Source organism: Synechococcus sp. RSCCF101 (assembly GCF_008807075.1).
Taxonomy (GTDB): Bacteria; Cyanobacteriota; Cyanobacteriia; order PCC-6307; family Cyanobiaceae; genus RSCCF101.
The window spans coordinates 2,693,947-2,709,172 of sequence record NZ_CP035632.1; the positions used below are offsets into that span (position 1 = coordinate 2,693,947).

Below are 15,226 nucleotides of genomic sequence, written 5' to 3' on the forward strand. Positions count from 1 at the left end.
AGTCGCCCCACAGTCGGTCAGCCTGGACGCAGATGACCAGGGCGCATGCACCTGCGCGAGCTGATTGAGGCGTGCCCGACCACGCCGCAGGAGTCAGTTCCCGACTGGATGGTGGGTTGCTTCCGGCGGCGATCGATCACCTTCGCCAGCGGCCTCACCGATGGCCGCACCCGCGTGGTCTGGTTGCAGTGCCGCAATCTCACCATTGATCTGCGGCTGCCCGCTGACGCGGATCAGCCCGGGGAGTTCTCCCTGGCGGGATGCTCGCCGGAAGCGTTGCGCTGCCGGGCCAATGTCGAAGGCTGGTCTGCCGCCAGCCACTGGAGCGGCAGCAGCCTGAGCTGGTCGCTCGGAGCCTCGTTCCAGCTGCACGATCGCTGGCCCGAGCCGGCCCAGTTGCGGCGCGTTGGCGACTGCATGATCGAGTTCGCCCCGAGTTCCGCCTATGTGGAGGACTGGCGCCTGCTCTCCCGCGAGCCGGGGCCCCTGCTGGGCCTGCGCCTGCTGGATGAAACCGACCTGCGCACCGGTGCCGTGACCCATCGGGACGGTGCCCTGATCGTCAACGGGACCTGGGCGGGACTCGTTCTGGGACGCCCTGCCCCTCTTCCCTCCCAGGCCGGGACCCGGCAGCTCAGAGATCTGGTGCAGGACCGGGCCGGGGACATGGCCTTCCTCGAGCAGGTGTTCGCGTTCGAGGCCTCGGTTGGCCAGGGAAGCCTCGCTGCCGGCTTCCGCGTGAGCGCCTCCACGGTTCCGGAGCGTGTCGGAGCCCCGCTGCTGGCGATGGATGGCTTCACCATCCCCGTCGGCAGCGGAGAGATCCACCAGACCCTGCAGCAGGGGGAGGTTCCCCTGCGCCGGCGGTTTGTCGCCGACGTGATCGAACCATCCTTCCCCTATTGCGCCGGCACCGGCTGGAGCGGGAAGGCGCGCGCCTGGTTCGACGCCGAGAAGGAGACGCTCTCCCGCTACCTGGAGCCGGTCAACCAGTCGCCCGGGTTCGCCTGTCAGTAGCTGTAGCCCGCCACGAAAAGGCTGTCCCCATCTGATGGCTGGGAGCCGGGCTGGTAGGCACCGAGGCTGGCCTCGGAGTTGGCGCGCGCCCGGGCGAGCAGGGCTGCCTGCCCCGCGGCCACGTCGCTGCCGTGCCAGTGCTTGAGGCAGGACTGCTGCAGTGCACGGCCATAGGAGAAGCCCAGGTGCCAGGGGCTGCGCCTGCCCTCCCGGTTGATGGCATCGAGGTAGACGCTGGCCTCTTCCTCGCCCAGCCCGCCCGAGAGAAACAGGATGCCGGGCACCGCCGCCGGCACGGCCCGCTTCAGGGTCTGGACCGTGATCCGCCCCACCTGCCGGGGGCTCTGCAGGGCGTGATGGGAGGCTCCGGCCGTGGTCATGGAGGGCTTGAGCAGGCTGCCTTCCAGAAGAACGCCGTTCTCCGCCAGAGCCGCATACACCGCCTTCAGCACGGCTTCCTGCCGGGCCGCCGTGGTTTCGATCGCGTGATCACCATCCATCAGGATCTCGGGTTCCACGATCGGAACCAGCCCTTCCTCCTGCACGGTACGCGCATAGCGGGCCAGGCCCCAGGCGTTCTCACGGATGGCCAGCTCCGATGGCGCCCCGGCCTCGCTGATCCGCAGCACGGCCCGCCACTTCGCGAAACGGGCACCTCGGGCGTAGTACCGGGCGGCCCGATCCTGCAGACCGGCCAGACCCGTGCACCAGGTTTCTCCCGCACAACCACCGGCCAGGGGCTGCACGCCCATGTCCACCTTGATGCCGGGAATCAGGCCCCGCTTCTGCAGGTGCTCCACCATCGGGAGCCCGTCATCAGCATCCTGAAACAGGGTTTCTTCGTAGAGAATCACGCCGCTGATGAAGTCGGCCAGGCCGTCCGTGGTCACCAGCAGGGAGCGATAGGCCCGCCGCATCGCCTCGTTGTTCTCCACGCCCACCCCGGCCAGCCGCTTGCCGATGGTGGGTGTGGATTCATCCGCCGCCAGAAGTCCCTTCCCCGGCAAGGCGATGGCCGCAGCGGTTGCGATCAGGTCGTCGTGATGCTGAACGAGCGTCATGGAGTGAAGACTCGGGTCGGGTGGACCAATGACTGCAAGGATTTGTGCTTGCCTGGCCATCCTACGGATGAGGGGCTTCCTGTTTCAAGAGCGCAAGAGTGGAGCGGGAATCGCTTGATGGATTGACTCTATCTGATCTAATCCCTACGACTCAGGCTGGTGGCGCGTGATTGAACTCTGTTTTCATCATCTTATGTGGCGCTGGCCAATCATCTGTATTGTATTGCTGCTTCGGCGATAGGAGGTGGGTGAACTCCGTTTCGGCAGTGCAAAAATGCCTCATTGACGCTCCTGATGTGAATGGCGCCAGTGCTGCAGCGGATTGTGACGTACCAGTTCCCATCTCGACATGTCGCTTGATCTCTTTTTAGGGCTGGCGTCAGCACGTCACGTGGCTCAGCCTTCCGCGCCCGTTGGGATGTCGAGAATCATGCCCACCGTCGACTTGGTCGTGTCGGCTCTTGTTGCGATCGCCCGGGCCTCCACCCTGCCGCTGGTGAGGCGATGCTGATTCTGGCCAGCCGGCAGACCCTGCAGCGCCTGGCCATCCCCGTTGGTCTCGCGCCCCTGCTCCTGGCCGCCAGCCTCGGCAGCGGTGTCGCCCGGGCCGGTGAGATCAAGGGTGCCTCCGGCCTCCAGAGTCTCGGCTCGGTCATCAACGGCATCCGCAACGGCTCCTGCACCGCCGGTCACTGCTCCATCACCGGTGGCACCGGCGCCGGCAGCAACCTCTTTCACCGTTTCGAAAAATTCGACACACGCGGCGCCATCAGCGGTGCCTCGATCAACAACGATTCCTTCTCCAACGTCATCGTCGGCGTCATCGATCCCGCCGGCAGCTTCATCAACAAGATGGTCGCCCTCTCCAGCAAGGGCAATCTCTTCTGGCTCTCTCCCGGCGGCATCTCCCTCACCGCCGGTGGCGGCTTCACCAACGTCGCCACACTCCAGCTCAGCACCGCCACCACACTCGCCGTCGGCTCCGGTTTCTTTGACGTCTACGGCAGCACCGCCTCACAGGTCGCCGGTCTCCGCGGCATCCCCATCCCAGGCTCACCTGGCCTGAGCACCGATCCCGCCAGCCTTTCCGCCATCGGCCTCTCGGCCAACGGAGACCTGACCATCGACGATGGCCTGCTCACCGTTGATCACTCCCTCCTCCTCGATTCACAGGGCGGTCATCTCCTCCTTAACGCCAGCAGCCTCTCCGCAGACGGCGGAACGATCGCCCTGGCCGGACGCTCCGTCTCGCTCGAGTCCTCCAGCCTCGATGTCAGCAATGACATCGGCAGCGGTGGATTGGTGTCGATCGATGCGGCTGACATCGTCATCGCCTCCAGCTCCATCAACGCCAGTGGCGCCACCGCCGGCGGCTCCATCTCCATCGCCGCCACGGGCAGCGTCAACCTCAGCGATTCCGATCTGACCGCCATCGGAGGGGATGGCAGTGGTGGAGAGGGCAGCAGCGGCGGGCAACCGGCAGGAGGGGCGGCACCGGACACCGCAGAACCTCTCGTCGCCAATCCGGCACAGGCGACAGAGAACGATGCGCTGGCCGTGGAACCCACCGCGGCGACAACGACCGGGGGTGGGGACCCCGCCGCAGCAGAGCGTGCCGAGATCCCACAGCCAGCGGCAGACGCTCAGACACAGCCAGAGACCAACCCGGGCGCCGCGGACTCCGCTCAGCTCTCCTCAGCCGCTGCCGCAGCATCTGCAGACGCTGCAGACGGGATGGGCCTCACCGCAGAGGCTGGACACAACCCCGGCAGCGGAACCGGCTCTGCTGCCGCTCCTGCGACCGCCGCGCCCCCGGCCACCGCCTCCGCGCCGGGTGGATCCATCGCCATCGCTGCCGCTGACATCACCATCTCCGGCGGACGCCTCGACGCCTCCGGCGCCACCGCCGGCACCAGCAGCACCGGCAGCGGCGCCGTCCGCACCGACACCACAACCGCCGGCAGCTGGAGCCGATCGCTCCAGAGCACCGGTCTGGTCAGCCAGATGGATCAGGCCCTCAGCCAGCAGGACGCCCGTCCCGCAGTGCCCGATCCCGCCGCGGCAGAGCCCCTCACTGCAGACACCCTGGTCGGTGGTGACGCCATGCCGGCAGCACCCTCGCAGCAGCAGACCGCCTCACCTGCACCAGACGCTCCAGTCACTGCCACTGCCACTGCAGCCAGCTCAGACCCGGCAACCCCGCCCGCTGCCCAGCCGGCCGGCTCAGACGAAACAACCACAACAACAACAGCAGCAGCGGCAGCACCGACGCCCGCCGCAGCCATGGCGGCACCCCAACCGCTGCCCGGCGGTGGTGACATCACCCTCCAGGCCGCAGACACCCTCACCCTCACCGGCGCCACCCTCACCGCCAGCGGCTCAGGGCCCCAGGCCCGCGGCGGCTCGATCCTCCTGGAAGCAGACGCCATCGCCCTGGCCGCCAGCTCCATCGATGCCAGTGGCACCACCGGTGGTGGCCACATCCAGATCGGTGGCGGACGGCGCGGTGAGGACACCTCCATCCGCAATGCCTCCACCCTCACGGCCAGTGCCGACACCACCATCAGCGTTGAGGCCACAACCGCTGGCGATGGCGGTGAGCTGATCCTCTATGCCTCAGACGTCGCCTCCATCGATGCGCAGCTCTCCGCCACAGGCGGTGCCGACTCCGGTGACGGCGGCTTCATTGAAACCTCCGCCGGACTCCTCAGTGTCACCCAGGCACCGGATACATCAGCCGCCAACGGCAATGCAGGTACATGGCTCATTGATCCCTACGACATCATTATTGCTGATCGAGTCAATTCGAATGTGCGTACTGGTGTCGATGGCAACGGGAATCAGGTGGTGAACGCCACGGCCTCCCCCAGTCTGATCAGTGCTGCTGAACTCTCTCGTTCGCTGGATGCCGGCGGTCGAGTGGTGATCGATACGATCGGATCAGGCCTTCAGAGCGGTGATATCATTATCTCAGCTCCGATTGTCACGTCATCCGGTCAGGATGGTGCTGACTTGGTCTTCATCGCGGATGGCCTGATTCATCTTGATGCTGATATCCGTTCCACGGGCTCGCCGCTGCAGGTGGCATTCACCACCAATGCCGATAACAGCCCGCGCGGTCCTGCCGGGCTTCGATGGGGGGATGCCGTTCTTGATCTCAGAGGCGGCGAGGCCCGTGTGTTCAATGGCCTGACGGCTGAGCCCAGCGGAGACGTCCGGATCTGGGCAGGCCAGGCTGCCGTCGCCAGCGGCACAACAGTGAAGGCGGCCTCAACTGAACTCCTGAAGGCCAGCCTGCGTGTTGACGGGGAGTACGCCAACTCCGGGACCTTTGTGGCAGAGGCCGCGACCATTGGTGGAGAGGGCCTGATTCGTCTCAATGGTCCAACGGCCTTCTCAGATCTCGTCCTGGAAGGAGTGGCGACGATTGATGTGGATGGACCGCTCTCCATCTCCGGCACGAACCGCCTCGATGGTGTCCAGCTCAGCCATGCGGATCGGTCTGGGGGGTCTGTGATGGCGTCCGGAGCTTCTCTCACCCTTGACGGCAATGCTTTGTTCCGGATCGAGCCTGGCGCCGAGCTCATTGCAGAGGTGGCAGAGAGCCAGATCACGACGATCCGCCATGAGAGGGGATCTCGCGGCAGGGTGCTGGTCCACGGGACTCTTCAGAAACGGGGAGCGGGTGATCTCTTGCTTGGGGATCTCCACGAGCTTGAGGTGGTGATCAAGGAGGGAACGATCTCGATTCATTCGGGACCGGTCACCATCGGCTCAGGCACGCGGTTCACCCAGGCGGGGCGAGTGGAGCTCATCGGTGCCGCTGCGCGTCTGGTCAGTGGAGGCTTTACCAATTCCGGGACCATCGTCGGTACAGGTCGCCTGGATCTGCAGGGAGGAACACTCCTGAACCATGGAGTTCTTTCTCCCGGGCCACCACGTCGAGTGGAAACCGGTGCCATTGGCACCCTGAGTCTGAGAGGGCACTACGTGCAGAGCCCTTCTGGGACACTGCAGCTTGATCTTGGCGGCACGTCGGAAGGCGCCTCCGATCGAGTTGTTGTGGGAGGGCATGCCACCCTTTCAGGCGAGCTTTCGGTGTCTCTGGCCAAGGGCTATCAGCCGCAGGAGGGCGATCAGTTCGTCGTTCTGAACAGCGGTGGAGGCGTACGCGGTGAGTGGTCGTCGCAGTCCCTGCCTGCGGGCCTCTCCAGCCAACTGCGTCCTCAGGCCGCACCCCGGTCGCTCGTTCTGCTCGTGGCTCCCGAGAACGGCAGCCCTCCCACCCCCTCTCCACCCAGCCCCGTTCCCCCTCCGGCGCCATTGGCGGGAATGACTCAGAGGCCGCCGCAGGAAGGTGATTCTCCCGGGGGGCCAGCTCAGCCACCTCTCCCTCCTTCACCAGGCTTCGGTCGTCCCGATCTCGTTGACGGCGCAGGCTCTGGCGTAGATGGAGGCTCCACGCAACCCACAAGGGAATCGGACAACAGGTCGTCGCCGACTCCGGGAGGCAGGCTTCCCCGTCGGACCATGAATGCCGCAGATCGGTCAGGAGGACCGCGGTTTCGTCCTGCAGGCAGGGACGAGCGACCTTCCGGGCCTGTTCCACAACAGCCCCCGCGGTCGAAGCCACAAGGGGTTGGTGAGGCAGTCACGCGGGGAGCCTTGGCGGAAACCCAGAGCAGACCACGATCCCTCAACAGACCGACGGCCGATCCCGGGACTCCGCCTGGGCCCAGGGTCGCCGCGAGAAGGACTGCGGTTGAGCGTCCGGTGGCCCCGCCGTTGTCGCTGCAACTCGGTACCAGCGAGCTCGCCCTCGCCGAGCCCGAACTGGACCCGCAGGCAACGCAGAGCCAGCCGGGAAGGGCTGCTCCAGCGCCGTCCTCCACGCGTTCTGGCGCTTCTGCCGAGACAGCCGAACCTCAATCCGACCCCTCCCCGGAGCGAGACGCCTCTCAGACGCGTGAGGGCCCTGAGGACCGGAAGACCGCGGCCGTCTCTCGATGGCCGAGCCCGACCGTTCTTGAGACTCTCACCGTTCAGGTTCTTTCATCGATGCAAGCCACCGCAAGCTTCAGTGAATCGGAGAGGCGTTCCAGGGCGTTGATGGTGGAGTTGCTGAACCTGGCGCCTTCTTCAGCAGGCTCCCGACCCGTCGGCCCCGAGGAGGTCCCGGCGCCTGACGCACTGCAACGCACACTGATCAATGCGATGCAACTCGTGCGTCAGCGCATTCATGCGCTCCATCGATGACAGGCCCATGCATCAGAACGACCTGCCGTCGAGCTGATCAGGCTGTTGGGATCGGTGCGTCGCAGCACCACGGAACCGACGTTGGATAGCGCAATGCCCACCATCCTGTTGCAGAGCGTCGCAACGCGTTGGGCTCCATCATGGCGCTCCAGATTGACCGAGAGGCCGGCATCGCAGGACATGGATGCCGTGCCTCGCGCCCTCGATCGACTGTGGTTGCACTGTCCCCCTGAGAGCCGTGGCTCAAGTGATGGACCCGGATGCGAGCAGATCTCTGTTCAACCCCGGGCAGCGCTGGAGTCGGGAACAGTCCGATGCAGCCACTGATCGGCCGATGCGACATCGGCCTCCTCGAAGAAGCGCGTGTCCGCCTCGGTGAAGCGGGAGAGAAGGCGCTCCAGACCCTTCTGCCAGCGCCGGGACCCCACCACCGCCACGGCCCTTGGGATGTGCCGGTGTTCACGGAACAGGCTGAGGTGGTCCGCCATGGCGCCCAGTCCGAACCAGCCATCGAACTCCCGCAGATCGATCAGCAGCCGAACCGGCTCGGTGTGGCTGAACTCGGCGGCCAGCTCACGGTCGATGCGCTGGTAGCTGCTGCTCTCGAGCTGGCCGATCAGGCGGAGTCGCACCACGCCGTCGCTGCTGTCCAGATGGATCGTGCCCAGGGATTCCGCCAGCCAGCGCCGGGCATCCGTTGCCTGGTCGGTGGGGAAGCAGTGCATCGGGCAGGGCATCAGCGCGGCCATGGCCTGCGTCGCTGTCTTCAACCAGCCCACATCGGTGACCACGGCGATCCGCTCGAAGCCGCGCCAGTGGTGCACGGCAGTTTTCATGTCGTCCCAGACCGCGCCAAGGGCGTAGCCCTGGAAATCGTCGGGAAAGCACATGAGCATCCGCACCCGGTCGTGCTCGTGCAATGCCGTTTCGAGGGCCGGCACCAGCACGGTGTCGTAGTCCTCACCGCGAACCTCGCCGCTGAACACGAAGCCGAGCGTTCCCCCCGGCAGATCCTGCATCAGTTCGATCATGACGTCATCCTTCGCCTGTCTGAAACCTAGGAACGTTGTGGCTCAACCCCCAATGGGTCTGAGCGATTCCTTCATGGGCAACGGCGCCGGGCAGTCGTTCGTTCCGGTCGCGGTGCCATCACGGCGTCCTGTCGCGATTCAGCGAAGGACATCAGCCAGGTGATGTTGAGCTGGCAGTGCAGCACCATGGGCTGTAGGCGGCATCTGGATGGTGTGGTGATCGCGTCGCTTGGATCTCTCTCAAGCATTGAGACGTGATCGACCGCCGTGGTCATCAATCAACGGCCCATCTCCGCTCTGCCTGAGGCCGGGGCTCCGGGTTCGCTGCGGCGTGAGTACGGCGGCTCGATGCTGCGGATGTCTCCGCCCTCATCAGCATCCGGGTCCACGGCCGCATCCCGATACGATCGTGTGGTGCAGAGTGCGGCCAGACCTCTCGCGGCACTCATCCGTTTCAGGCCAGAACCCGTGCGGTTTCAGATTGATCACGTCACCACCTACCGCTACGACCGGCCGGTCACCCTGTCGCCCCACCTGCTCAGGCTGCAGCCCCGCACGGACCCGACCCAGCGGGTCCTCAACGCATTGCTGACGCTGGATCCTTCGCCCACCCGCTGCATCGAGACCATCGATCTCGATGGCAACACCGTCACGCGTGTTCTCTTCCCCGACACACCGCTCACCAGCCTGCGGGTGCAGATGCGCTGTGAGGTGGAAACCCTGCGCAGCAATCCATTCGATTTCCTTCTGGAGCCCTGGGCCACACGCCTGCCGTTGCAGGCCTCGGCCCCCCTGCAGCAGCAACTGCTGCCGTATCTCGGGGGGGGGCGGCGAACTTTCCAGCGCTGGACCCGGTGGCGGTGCAACTGGCTCATGAGCTCTGGCACGAGACGGCCGCTGACCCCCTGGCCTTCCTCTGGCAACTGAACCAGCGCATCTTTGATCGCTGCAGCCATGAGGTTCGCCACCAGGGGGACCCCTATCCCCCCTCCGTCACCTGGAGCTCCCGCCAGGGCTCCTGCCGCGACATGGCGGTGCTCTTCATGGACGTGTGCCGGGCCATGGGCCTGGCCTGTCGTTTCGTGAGCGGCTACCAGGAAGGAGACCCCGATTGGGAATACCGCCACCTCCATGCCTGGGTGGAGGTGTATCTCCCCGGGGGCGGTTGGCGGGGCTATGACCCCACCCATGGCCTGGCGGTGGCCGACCGTCACATCGCCCTGGTGGCAGCCCCCTGCTCCCGCCTCACGGCTCCGGTCTCAGGGAACCTGCGATCGGGCATCGGTGCTGTCGCCCATCTGGAGCATCAGCTGAGCATTGCTTGTCAGGCGGCCCAGTCGCCTGCGGCTGCCTGACCCGGATCGGCTCCTGGACGGTGACCCCGGTCGTGGCTACCGCTGGGGTGATGAACGGATGCCGTGGGCCGGTTCCGAGCTCCGGTGTACTGCAGGAGGTGGGTGATGGATCGCTTCACAGGTTTCCTTGCAGCGGGTTCGACCCGCTGCAGCCGGACGGGCTCCGGCCACAGCCACGGCAGCAAGCCAGAGGGGTTCACCCTCGTGGAACTGGTGGTGACGGTGGCCATCCTCGGCATTCTCTCGGCCGTGGCGATTCCCCAGTATCTGGGAGTGATGGACCGGTCTGACCGCAAGGCAAAGGTGGCGGAGACGGTGGCTGTGGCCAAGGAATGCGCCGCGCTGAATGCTGGGGGGCCAGCAGGCAGGCAGGTGGCGTTGGTCAATCCCTTCCGGGGATACAACACTCCATTCCAGACGTGTGGCGGAACCACCCCGCGGGGTTTTCAGTTCTTCATCTCGGAGCGCTTCAATTCGCCTGGCCCTGTGACCTGCATGGGTGAAGCATTCGCCAATGCCAGAGGTGTGCTGATCTTTGTGATGAACGATCGGAACACCCAGCGACATTTCCGAACACGACTGCTCTGCCGGGCCTCGTGACGAGGCCCCTTCCCTGCGGGAGTGCCAGCGTGGAGTCCCATGGACACCGTGCGAAGGCCTGGCTAAGGCTGGGGTGAAGGACGGATGCCGCTGGTCGTCACCGGCTTGCGGCCAACTGCAGGAGGTGGGTGATGGATCGCTTCAGACGCGCCACTTCAGTGGGCTTGGGCCACGACAGCCGCGGCAAGCAGCAGGCGTTCACCCTGGTGGAACTGGTGGTGACGGTGGCCATCCTCGGCGTTCTTTCGGCCGTGGCGATTCCCCAGTACCTGGGTGTGGTCGATCGTTCCGACCGGAAGGCGAAGGTGGCGGAGACGATTTCTGTGGCCAAGGAATGTGCCGTGCTGAACCTGGGCGATCGCGATGGCTCGGGCGTGGCACTGACCAATCCCGTGTCCGGCAGCAGCGGCCGGCGGCAGCGGTGTGGAGACCGTTGGCCGGGGATCCGCTTCTTCGTCTCACAGCGCTTCAACAGTCCCGGGCCTGTGGAGTGCCAGGGTGAATCGTTCACCAATGCCCGAGGTGTGGTCGTGTTCGTCTTCGACTTTCCTGCGCATCTGCGCAGTACGGGAGCGCGGATCGTCTGCCGGCGCTACTGAAGTGCAAGCGGATGGTGTCAGCGAGATCTCTGGACGTGGCCCCGGTCTCAGGCGCTGCCCCCGGTGGGAGGTGACACCTAGGCTGACAGCGTGATGCCGTCCCGGTCATGAGCAGCGCGCAGTGTTCCGGCCTGATTGATCAGCTGAGCGGATCCGCACCGGAGCGGTACGGCGACCTGAAGGTTCTGGCGCTCAATTGCACCCTCAACCGCACACCTGTGCTCTCCCACACCGAAGGTGTGATCCACCTGGCTCTGAAGGTGTTCGAATCGGTGGGCGCCAGCTGTGAGCTGATCCGGCCGGTGGATTTTGAGATTCCGGCCGGCCTGGGCACCGACATGAGTGCAACACCGGAATGGGATCGGGATGACTGGCCGCAGATCCAGGCCAGGATCGATGCCTGCGACATCCTGCTCCTCTGCACATCGGTGTGGCTGGGAGAGAAAACCTCGGTGTGCAATCGCGTGCTTGAGCGCATGTACGGCTACACCCACCTGGTGAACAGCAAGGGCCAGTACCGCGACTACGGCAAGGTGGGAGCCACCCTGATCACGGGAAATGAGGATGGCATCAAGCACTGCGCCATGAACATCCTCTTCTCCCTGTCGCACATCGGCTATACGGTGCCTCCCCAGGCCGATGCGGGCTGGGTCGGAGAGGCCGGGCCGGGCCCCTCCTACATGGACCCGGGCTCGGGCGGACCGGAGAACGATTTCACCAACCGCAACACCACCTTCCTGGCCTGGAATTGCCTGCACCTGGCCCGGCTCCTGAAGGATGCCGGTGGCTACCCCGCCCATGGCAACGTGCCGTCCCAGTGGGACGCCGGCTGCCACGCCGGCCGTGCCAATCCCGAGCACCGGGCCTGAGTGACCGCCCCATGCCTCTGATCGACCTGCCGGCAGTGGTTGCCGCTGGAGCCCACGCTGCTGGAGCCCACGCCGCCGCCGTGACGAGCCCGGGCACGATCCTCCTGCTGGCGCTGATCCTGGCCCTGGTGCATCTGGTGGGAACGCGACTGCCCCTGTTCCGCGTGGTGCCCCTGCACCGCTGGACCTCCTTCGCCGGCGGCGTGTCGCTCGCCTACGTGTTCCTCGAGGTGTTTCCGGAACTGGCGGCCCATCAGGCCCATCTGCTGGAGAGCGGGCTGGCGCCGGGCTTCCTCGAGAACCACACCTATCTGATGGCCCTCGCCGGCCTGGTGAGCTTCTACTCGCTCGACATCTTCCGCCTCCGCCAGCGGCGGGCCGAGGCCGCGGCGGGTCAGGTGGTCCCGGAGGGAACCGTGGTGCGCGCGACGTTCTGGATCCGCATCACGGCCTTCGCGGTGCTCAATCTGATCTTTGGGGCGCTGCTCGATGAGGTCAGTCACCTGAGCCTGCTGAGCTGCGGGCTCTTCGTGCTGGCGGTGGTGCTGCACTTCTTCGTGATCGACACCTCCGTTCAGGAGGTGGATGCGCGCCTGTTCCACCGCTACGGCCGCTGGCTGCTGGCGGGGGCGGTGCTGCTGGGCTCGCTGCTGGGTCTGCTGGCACCGCCGGACAGTGCGCTGCTGACGGTGGTGTGGTCCTTTCTCGCCGGCAGCGTGATTCTCAATGTGCTGCGCCGTGAACTGCCCGAAGCGAATCACACCTGCTACCGGTCGTTTCTTGCGGGCTGCGGCCTGTTCGCCGCCATCCTCTTTCTCGCCTGAGGGTGATCGGCATGGCTCTGCTGCCGCTGCTGGCCTACGTGCTGCTCAAGGGGCTGGAGAACACCAGCGTGCGGGGGTTGCAACGCTTCGGCATGAGCCATCCGGTGGATGGGCTCAATCCCATCAGTGCTTGCAACCTGTTCTTCTTCGCCCTGCTGGTGGTGGGCCTGAGCCTGGTGCTGGCGGACCGGACGGCGCTGCGACGAGAGCTGCCGCGGCTGGGTCCCCGGCAGCTGCTGCTGCTCCTGCTCGACAGCCTCAGCGGCAGCCTGCTCGGCCCCCTGGGCAGCTACATGGCGATCGAGTCGCTCTCGGTGATCGAGAAGACCCTGGTCTTCAGCCTGGTGCTCCCGGCCGCTGCCGGGATGGCCCGGCTCTGGCTGCGGGAGCCCTTGCCGCGTCGCTTCGGCCTCACCTGCCTGCTGATCGCCGTCGGTCTGCTGCTGGTGGCCCTGGGGGGCGAGGCCGCCGGAGGAATGCACCGTCTGGCCGGCCTGCTCTGGGGTGCGGTGGGCGTTCTGGGGTTCGCGGCCAGCGCCGTCACCGCCCGTCTGCTCGGCCAGCAGGGTCTGGGCATCGGCCTCACCAGCGGCCTGCCCTCGCTGCTGGGGGCCCTGGTGTTTCTGGTGATCGGGCTGGTGCTCTTCGGCGCTGAGCACTTCGTGCACCTGCAGCTCTGGTGGGTGGCGGGGGTGATCGGGCTCTACGCCATCACCCTGGTGCTCGGCAGCGAATGGAGCCTGCGGCTCGCCTATCGCCGTTTCAGCGTCGCGCGCGTGTCGATCGTGGGATCCCTCTCGATCGCCGTGTCGGTCTTCAGTGCCGCCCTGCTTCTGGGAGAGCCCCTCGGCCTGCCGGTGCTGCTGGGCACGGGCCTGGTGATCGCCGCCGTGGTGGTGGCCGGTGGCTCCGCTCCGGCCACCGCTGCGCTGGAAGCCAGCGGCAGCGTTCGCGCCCAGGCTTGATCCCTGGGGCCCGCGCCGGTGCCGGGGAGACTGGAGCGGGTTGTGTGCCGGTTCCCATGTCCCGTTGTCAGCCGAGGGAGGATGCCGCTCAGGCCGGAAGGGGCGGACGGCGTCCCGCACTGCTGGCCGCGGCGGCTGCCGTCGCGGTGTCCGGGTTCGCTCCCGGCGGGCTGAGGGCCGCCGAGCTCGGTCCGGGTCCCTGCATCTGGACCAGTGAGGTGAGCCCGGAGGCCCTGATTCGCTTTCAGCCCCAGACCCAGCCCGGCCTGAGGCGGGGGGAGCTCTTCTTCCGCCGCCGGCGCGTCAGCGGTTTTGAGGTGGGCACCTCCCTGGGCTACGGGACCAGCTGGTGGGGCCTCACACCGCAGTCGGAGGGCCGCGGCGACCGCGTGGTCTGGTTCCGCGGGCCGGAGCCCCTGCGCAGCCTCCCCTCCCCCGGCCCGGCCGCCGATCGGCTGCTGATCACCGGGCTGGGCAGTGCCCTCTGGTATCGGGGCGATCAGCGCTTGCGGCGGGAGCCGACCCTGATCCAGGCGGCGGAGGGGTTCTGGAGGATGTCTCCCACGTGCCCGGAGGAAGGCTGAAGGCCTGCCGCGTTCAATCGCCAGCCTCAGGAGTCCGGAGCCGGCTCAGCGGCGGGTGCGTCGTCCATCGCTTCGGCCGATGGAGCGGGAGCGCCGGTCGTGTAGTGGGCGGTGCAGCGGTAGCGGGTGTTGCCCCAGCCCACATCCACGGTCTGGCAGGTGACGCGATCGACCGTGGAGCCGCGGGGCACCGCGGAGCGGGCCCGTGTCACCGCCAGGGATTTCGGGCCGTTGGATTCACGGGTCACCGTGCCGCTGCCCTCCGCCAGGCCCGGCGCGGCAGCGGGGAACAGCAGGCCCAGCACGACCAGACCGGCCAGCCTGCGGTGCAGGAGCCGGTGCCGATGGGGTGATGGTGAACCGATCGAAGCCATGGTGGAGCGGTGCGGCCGTTCGATTCCATGATGAATCGGTTTTCACTAACGGGCATTCCGGTATGCCGAATGGAGTGGTGAGGGCCGAATCGATCCGGTCGGTTCTCCCCTTTCCAGCGCAGGAATGCAGCAGGGAGAGTGTCTGCACCGGGGTTGATCCCTGGTCGTTTCACTGACCCGTTGATCCCACCATGATGAGTCTTCGATCCACATCGCCGATCGCCATCTTTGATCGGCTCGAGCAGCAGCTCCAGCACCAACTCCAGAGTGCCGAGCGTCTGCCGGCCGCCGAGCTGCGTGAAGACGGTGAGCGTTATGAGCTGATGCTGGAACTGCCCGGTGTGCAGCGCGATGCCATCGATGTCCAGGCCACCGACCGCAGCCTGGTGGTGAGCGCCGAGCGTCGCAATCCATCAGACACCGAGGCCGCCTGCGAGCCGGGCAAGGGCCAGGCCGCAGGACAGGACGCCGTGATTCTCAGCGAGTTCCGCTACGGCACATGGGGCCGCAGCTTCCGCTTCCCGCAGGCGATCCAGCGCGATGGGATCAGCGCCATCTATCGCGATGGTGTGCTCACGGTTGTGGCTCCCAAGGCCCAGTCCGTGACATCCGTGGCTGTCCAGGTGGCTGGCTGACGCGGGAGCCGCCTGCGGCTGCTTGTGAGAAGCCAACCCATTCGTTCTGTCCGGGA

At 66.4% G+C, this 15,226-nt stretch carries 16 protein-coding genes; 11 read left to right on the plus strand and 5 right to left on the minus strand.

Annotation, left to right across the window (positions count from 1 at the left end; genetic code table 11):
* Nucleotides 1–45: 45 nt before the first annotated feature.
* On the plus strand, nt 46–1,017 hold the full coding sequence (locus tag EVJ50_RS13005; protein WP_150884449.1) for a hypothetical protein: 972 nt from the start codon (nt 46–48) through the stop codon (nt 1,015–1,017).
* On the opposite strand, the gene EVJ50_RS13010 is transcribed toward EVJ50_RS13005, so the two are convergent.
* Nucleotides 1,011–2,078 (minus strand): class I fructose-bisphosphate aldolase, encoded by a 1,068-nt coding sequence (locus EVJ50_RS13010; protein ID WP_150884450.1) that lies wholly within the window; start codon nt 2,076–2,078, stop codon nt 1,011–1,013. The two genes, EVJ50_RS13005 and EVJ50_RS13010, sit on opposite strands and share 7 nt — an antisense overlap.
* Nucleotides 2,079–2,582: 504 nt before the next feature.
* Here EVJ50_RS13010 and EVJ50_RS13015 point away from each other — a divergent pair.
* Complete coding sequence (locus EVJ50_RS13015; protein WP_150884451.1) at nt 2,583–7,334, plus strand: hypothetical protein; 4,752 nt, start codon at nt 2,583–2,585, stop codon at nt 7,332–7,334.
* On the opposite strand, the gene EVJ50_RS14735 is transcribed toward EVJ50_RS13015, so the two are convergent.
* From EVJ50_RS14735 to EVJ50_RS14740, 3 genes are all read right to left on the minus strand, one after another.
* Nucleotides 7,316–7,516 carry a hypothetical protein gene (locus EVJ50_RS14735; RefSeq protein WP_191964783.1) on the minus strand — a complete coding sequence of 67 codons (201 nt, stop codon included), beginning with the start codon at nt 7,514–7,516 and terminating at the stop codon, nt 7,316–7,318. The two genes, EVJ50_RS13015 and EVJ50_RS14735, sit on opposite strands and share 19 nt — an antisense overlap.
* 96 nt (nt 7,517–7,612) lie before the next feature.
* The gene (locus EVJ50_RS13020) at nt 7,613–8,365 is read right to left on the minus strand and encodes an STAS/SEC14 domain-containing protein (protein WP_150884452.1); all 753 of its coding nucleotides are present in this window, start codon (nt 8,363–8,365) and stop codon (nt 7,613–7,615) included.
* A 278-nt stretch (nt 8,366–8,643) separates the two neighbouring features.
* Nucleotides 8,644–8,814, minus strand: a complete 171-nt coding sequence (locus EVJ50_RS14740; protein WP_191964784.1) for a hypothetical protein — start codon at nt 8,812–8,814, stop codon at nt 8,644–8,646.
* 19 nt (nt 8,815–8,833) lie between these two features.
* Here EVJ50_RS14740 and EVJ50_RS15125 point away from each other — a divergent pair, with 19 nt between their 5' ends.
* The 8 genes from EVJ50_RS15125 (at nt 8,834) to EVJ50_RS13055 (ending at nt 14,161) form a co-directional block, all read left to right on the plus strand.
* Complete coding sequence (locus tag EVJ50_RS15125) at nt 8,834–9,292, plus strand: transglutaminase N-terminal domain-containing protein (protein ID WP_225322950.1); 459 nt, start codon at nt 8,834–8,836, stop codon at nt 9,290–9,292.
* The gene (locus tag EVJ50_RS15130) at nt 9,226–9,720 is read left to right on the plus strand and encodes a transglutaminase family protein (protein ID WP_225322951.1); all 495 of its coding nucleotides are present in this window, start codon (nt 9,226–9,228) and stop codon (nt 9,718–9,720) included. Before EVJ50_RS15125 ends, EVJ50_RS15130 begins: the two co-directional genes overlap by 67 nt.
* 105 nt (nt 9,721–9,825) lie before the next feature.
* Entirely contained in the window at nt 9,826–10,320 is a 495-nt protein-coding gene (locus EVJ50_RS15280) for a type IV pilin protein (protein WP_191964927.1), read from the plus strand.
* 164 nt (nt 10,321–10,484) lie between these two features.
* Nucleotides 10,485–10,919, plus strand: coding sequence for a type IV pilin protein (locus EVJ50_RS13035; RefSeq protein ID WP_191964785.1), 435 nt, complete (start codon nt 10,485–10,487; stop codon nt 10,917–10,919).
* A 107-nt stretch (nt 10,920–11,026) separates the two neighbouring features.
* The gene (locus EVJ50_RS13040) at nt 11,027–11,788 is read left to right on the plus strand and encodes a flavodoxin family protein (protein WP_150884455.1); all 762 of its coding nucleotides are present in this window, start codon (nt 11,027–11,029) and stop codon (nt 11,786–11,788) included.
* Between the two features lie 11 nt (nt 11,789–11,799).
* Nucleotides 11,800–12,612, plus strand: coding sequence for a hypothetical protein (locus tag EVJ50_RS13045; protein ID WP_150884456.1), 813 nt, complete (start codon nt 11,800–11,802; stop codon nt 12,610–12,612).
* 11 nt (nt 12,613–12,623) lie between these two features.
* The gene (locus EVJ50_RS13050) at nt 12,624–13,577 is read left to right on the plus strand and encodes a DMT family transporter (protein ID WP_150884457.1); all 954 of its coding nucleotides are present in this window, start codon (nt 12,624–12,626) and stop codon (nt 13,575–13,577) included.
* Between the two features lie 56 nt (nt 13,578–13,633).
* The gene (locus EVJ50_RS13055; RefSeq protein ID WP_191964786.1) at nt 13,634–14,161 is read left to right on the plus strand and encodes a hypothetical protein; all 528 of its coding nucleotides are present in this window, start codon (nt 13,634–13,636) and stop codon (nt 14,159–14,161) included.
* Nucleotides 14,162–14,187: 26 nt separating this feature from the next.
* Here EVJ50_RS13055 and EVJ50_RS13060 read toward each other — a convergent pair whose 3' ends face one another.
* Nucleotides 14,188–14,535, minus strand: coding sequence for a hypothetical protein (locus EVJ50_RS13060; protein ID WP_150884459.1), 348 nt, complete (start codon nt 14,533–14,535; stop codon nt 14,188–14,190).
* 191 nt (nt 14,536–14,726) lie between these two features.
* Between EVJ50_RS13060 and EVJ50_RS13065 the strand changes: the two genes are divergently transcribed.
* The gene (locus EVJ50_RS13065; protein WP_150884460.1) at nt 14,727–15,170 is read left to right on the plus strand and encodes an Hsp20/alpha crystallin family protein; all 444 of its coding nucleotides are present in this window, start codon (nt 14,727–14,729) and stop codon (nt 15,168–15,170) included.
* Nucleotides 15,171–15,226: the final 56 nt, after the last annotated feature.